This is a genomic window from Neochlamydia sp. TUME1, assembly GCF_000813645.1.
GTDB lineage: Bacteria > Chlamydiota > Chlamydiia > Chlamydiales > Parachlamydiaceae > Neochlamydia.
This window is the reverse complement of sequence record NZ_JRXI01000161.1, coordinates 1-1,222: the sequence shown is the minus strand read 5'-3', so window position 1 is coordinate 1,222 and position 1,222 is coordinate 1. Positions and strand designations below refer to the sequence as shown.

Annotated in this window: 2 protein-coding genes; both read right to left on the bottom strand. The window is 35.7% G+C overall.

Annotated features, from left to right (window positions below):
* Positions 1 to 307: 307 nt before the first annotated feature.
* Complete coding sequence (locus DB41_RS07740; RefSeq protein ID WP_039386116.1) at positions 308 to 604, bottom strand: XRE family transcriptional regulator; 297 nt, start codon at positions 602 to 604, stop codon at positions 308 to 310.
* Entirely contained in the window at positions 585 to 941 is a 357-nt protein-coding gene (locus DB41_RS07735) for a type II toxin-antitoxin system RelE/ParE family toxin (protein ID WP_039386115.1), read from the bottom strand. Before DB41_RS07735 ends, DB41_RS07740 begins: the two co-directional genes overlap by 20 nt.
* Positions 942 to 1,222 lie beyond the last annotated feature (281 nt).

Below are 1,222 nucleotides of genomic sequence, written 5' to 3'. Positions count from 1 at the left end.
AAAAAAAATACTCAATGACTCTGCCTCAAGTAAGAAGATTAATTAACAGCTTATTTTAGCATTACTATTTGCCCTTTTTGCCAAGCTATTCATGACTCATCTAAAAGGCTATTTATTGATACCTCTTAAACCTAACGAAATAGTACTAATTTACACAGAAAAATTGACAGGCTCTCCAGACATCGACAGACCCTATTAGTCTTCAAGCTAAGCATTACTAAATGCATACTCACAGACGACCTTACTAAAAAAAGGGGCTTGTTCACTGTTTCCAGCAGTTTCCTGACTCCCCTTATGCGTCCTTGCTCTATACGAGGTTAACCCTAACATGCCTTCCAATTGCTAAAGCAGCATTAACAAAAGAAGTTAGATTTGAAGGCCGAGTCGGGTCTAGTAATCTATTAAGAGCAGAGCGGCTTGTTTTCATTCGTTTGGCAAATTCTTCCTTTGTCAAATTCTGTTTTTTTATTTCGTCTTCTAACTGCATGACAAATGCATATTTGGCGGCAACTTCTTCGCATTCTTCTAGAATTCCTTCTTCTCGAAGAAAATCATCAAAATCAGACCCTAAATGTTTGTTTTTTCTAACTGTCTTTTTTCTCATAATTTTTAATCCTTTCTTTAGCAAGTTTGAAATCCTGTGAAGGAATTTTTTGAGTTTTTTTAATAAATCCGTGCAAAAGTACCATTTTGTTTGTTGATATTATAAAAATTATTCTGGCAATTCCATTGGGTATCGAGCTTCTAATTTCCCACAGCTTACCACCGAGATTTCGAACTAGTGGAAGACCTAAAGGCCATCTAAATTGAACTTTTTTAACGTCAGTCCCAATAATGAAACGTGTTTCCTCGTCTAGGGATTTTAACCATTTCCTAACAGGTTCATTACCATTAGATTCAGCATAAAAAACAACCTGGAGGGTGGGCTTTGGCTTTAGCATGGATTTTATCTTTTAATCCTGAGTGTACCATATTTGGTACGTATTAAGCAAGGTTATAAATTTGATTTTTGTAAGGAGGCTGCATAGCGTGAGCTATAGCTGCCAACAAGCCTCTCATCTTATAGCCCACATTCCGCAGGTTAATTTCCATTGACCTATAATTTCTGAAATGAGGCTTGAGTAAAAACATAAGCTCCTACGCATTAAATAGTTAACCAATCCTCCAGTAGTCATAATAGCTTTTGGATTATGATGGATTAATTAATTTATCATATTCCTTT